The organism is Endothiovibrio diazotrophicus (assembly GCF_054657215.1).
Genome location: NZ_BAAHXB010000222.1, coordinates 1 through 2,959 on the forward strand (window position 1 = coordinate 1; position 2,959 = coordinate 2,959).

3 protein-coding genes are annotated in these 2,959 nt (G+C 69.4%); 2 read left to right on the forward strand and 1 reads right to left on the reverse strand.

What is annotated here, in order from left to right; translation table 11 throughout:
• Positions 1-223 precede the first annotated feature (223 nt).
• A complete protein-coding gene (locus ACYQ2W_RS25785) occupies positions 224-1,171 on the reverse strand; it encodes a PDC sensor domain-containing protein (RefSeq protein ID WP_459873858.1) in 948 nt (315 codons plus the stop codon).
• A gap of 160 nt (positions 1,172-1,331) precedes the next feature.
• Between ACYQ2W_RS25785 and ACYQ2W_RS25790 the strand changes: the two genes are divergently transcribed.
• Together ACYQ2W_RS25790 and ACYQ2W_RS25795 are read left to right on the forward strand one after the other, a co-directional pair.
• On the forward strand, positions 1,332-2,522 hold the full coding sequence (locus ACYQ2W_RS25790) for a nucleotidyltransferase domain-containing protein (protein WP_459873853.1): 1,191 nt from the start codon (positions 1,332-1,334) through the stop codon (positions 2,520-2,522).
• 175 nt (positions 2,523-2,697) lie between these two features.
• The gene (locus tag ACYQ2W_RS25795; protein WP_459873855.1) at positions 2,698-2,907 is read left to right on the forward strand and encodes a phytanoyl-CoA dioxygenase family protein; all 210 of its coding nucleotides are present in this window, start codon (positions 2,698-2,700) and stop codon (positions 2,905-2,907) included.
• Positions 2,908-2,959 lie beyond the last annotated feature (52 nt).

Below are 2,959 nucleotides of genomic sequence, written 5' to 3' on the forward strand. Positions count from 1 at the left end.
GGGCGGGAAGAGCACCGTCCGGATCGACTCTCCTCCGTCCACCAACTGAAGGTGCCCTCGCTCGACACGGCGCGCACGGCGCGCCCTATAGGGCGCGCCGTGCGCGCCATGCCAAACGGAGCCACCACCCCGAATCGCCGAGGCGAAACGAAACGGTCGGGGGTTGCGCGCCTAACCCACCCTACGGGAGATCCGAGGTGGCAAAGGCACCGCCCGTCGTCATTCAAAGCACCCCGAACCAGAACTCCAACCCCTTGCCGAGGAACTCGTCGTAGGGCAGGTAGTGGGAGCCGTCGCAGGAGAAGTTCAGCGCCACCATGCCGTTGCAGACGTTGAGCGAGCCGGCGCGCAGATAGATGGTCTCGTCGGCGAAGCGCAGCCGGCGGAACATCTCGAAGATCGGCTCGATCGTCTCGCGCGGCACCACCGCCCGCTCGGTGTAGGGGCGGTGGGGGTAGGCGAGGCAGATGTCCGGGTCGATCAGCTCGTCGATGCTGAGCAGCCGGTAGTTGTAGGGGTCGTCCACCAGCCAGATGGTGGCGCGCGAGCTGGAGAAGTGGAGCTTGCCGTGGAACACCCCCTGCTCGACCATCAGCTCGGTCATCAGCGGCAGCACGTCGTCCATATGCTCGTCCATCCGGCTCTGCGCCCGCTGTTGCAGGAACAGCCCGCCGCGGATCGCCGGATCGCCCTTGATCTGGCGCCAGGCGTGGGACTCCTGATAGAGCCCCTCGGTGCCGGGCAGTTCGCGCAGGTCGTAGTCGGCGCCGAGGTAGCCGACGTGGCGCCCGTCGGGGTCGCGGATCACCTGCACCGCGGTGAGCGAGGGGCGCTTCTTGTTGCGGCTGATGTAGGCCTCGGAGAGCTTGAAGTCGGTGCTGCCGAGGATCCCCAGCATGTAGGGCCGCTCGGCGCGATCGCGGCCGAAGTGGGCGGGATCGGGGCCGTCGCGGGTGATGTTGTCGGTGAGCTGGCGGCCGGTGGCATCGAGCACGTAGAGGTGCTTGCTCTGCGGGATCGTCGCCAACCCCTCGCGCAGCAGCCCCTCCAAGGCGGCACGATCGCCCATCGCCTCGGCGCAGCGGCGGGCGAGCTTGAACATCGGCTCGCCGAGCAGCGCGGTCAGGCGCTGGCGCTGCTTGAGGATGGCGGACTTGAGGTTGGATGCGATCACTGCGAAACTCCGTGCGGCTGCAGCGCCGAATTCTACCCCATGCGATGCGCCGGCTGCGATCCGCAGCGGAGCGTGATCGGAGATCGAAATTCACCCCCCGCCTGACGATGCCCTCTTCGCCCCCCTGCAACGCCAGCGCGTCCCCGGAACGGTGGCAGTGAGCCTGCCCGAGCACACCTCGCCGGAGATGGCGCTGATCATCGCCGCCGCCCTCCCCGGCCCCCGCGCCCGGCTCATCGCCTGCGCCCGCGCCGTCGGCTGCTGGGATGAGGCGCTCCGGCTCGCCCGCTACCACGGCGTGCTCGCCCTCTGCCAACGCGCCCTCACCGACCTGCCCGCCGGCCTCGTCCCCGCGGATGTCCTGGAGAAGATCAAGCGACGCGTCGAGCGCAACCGGCACCGCTCCCTGCACCTGACGGCCGAACTGGTCGGCCTCCTCCAGGCATTGCGTGAGGCCGGCGTCGAAGTCCTCCCCTTCAAGGGACCGGCCCTTTCCGAACGGCTGTTCGGCTCTCCGCTGGTGCGCCCCCCCGGCGACCTCGACCTGCTGATCCGCCCCGACGCCCTGTCGACGGCAGACGGGGTGCTGCGCGCGCGCGGTTACCTTCCCCGCTCGCCGCGCTTCCCCGTCGACCGGCACAATCGGCAGACCATACAGCGGGTCCGCCCCGACATCGAATACCTCCACCCGCAACACCGCCAGGTGGTGGAACTCCACTGGCGCTGGCAGCGCAATCCGTGGCTGATGCGCCTCGACGAACAGCGGGTCTGGGGGGAGCGACGGGAGCAGCCGCTGGGAGGACGGACGGTCCCCGCGCTCGACGATCGGGAACTGCTGCTCTACCTCTGCGTCCACGGCTGCCGCCATCGTTGGTATCGGCTCAAATGGCTGGCCGACGTCGCGTGGTGGCTCGACGATCCCGCCGGCATTCCGGAACGGCGGGCCCTGCTCGAGCGGGCCGGGCAAACCGGCGCCCGCACGGCGCTGTACGCCACGCAAGCGCTGCTGGAACGGTTGGGAGCCCCGCAATTCGACCTCCCTCGTCCCCGCCCCGCCGCCGCCGATGCGATGGCCGATCACTGCCTGCATCTCCTCACCCACGCCGCCACCGATCCCGAACCGACCGCCCTGGGCCTGGCCCGCGGGCTATGGATGGAGTGGAAGATGAGCGACTCCTGGCGCGCCCGCCTCCATGGCATCATCTGGGCGCGCTTCCTGCGCCCCAACGACAACGACATGGAGACCCTGCTGCTGCCCCCACGCCTTACCCCGCTCTATGTCTTCCTGAAGCCGCTGTTGTGGTTCTGGAGAAGAGTGAGGGCGGCGCACGGGCCATCGTCAGGATGATCCTCCCGGCGAGGGAAGGCGACAGCGACCGTTCCGGCCCGAGCCGGTTGCACCGGGATACCAGCATTGCCCAACCGATGGGTTTCGGCCTGCTGGGGATCCTCTACCTGAACGACGTCGCGGCGGAGCAGGGGGCGTTCCAGTGCGTCCCCGGATTCCTTCACCGAATGGGCGAATGGCTAGGGGTCTCGTCTCCGGCGAGGACCCGCGCGAGGCGGCGCGGGCACTGGAGGCGGTTCCCGTCGCCGCGGGGGCCGGCGACCTGATCATCTGGCGGCACGACCTGCCCCACGGCAGCAACCGGAATCACACCCACTACCCGCGGGCCGCGCAGTACATCCACATGTACCCGCCGGACTTTCCGATCAACCCGGTGTGGGCGTGAGGGGACGTCGCGGACGCCGGCTGACTGCTGCCCCGCCATCGGCACGACAACG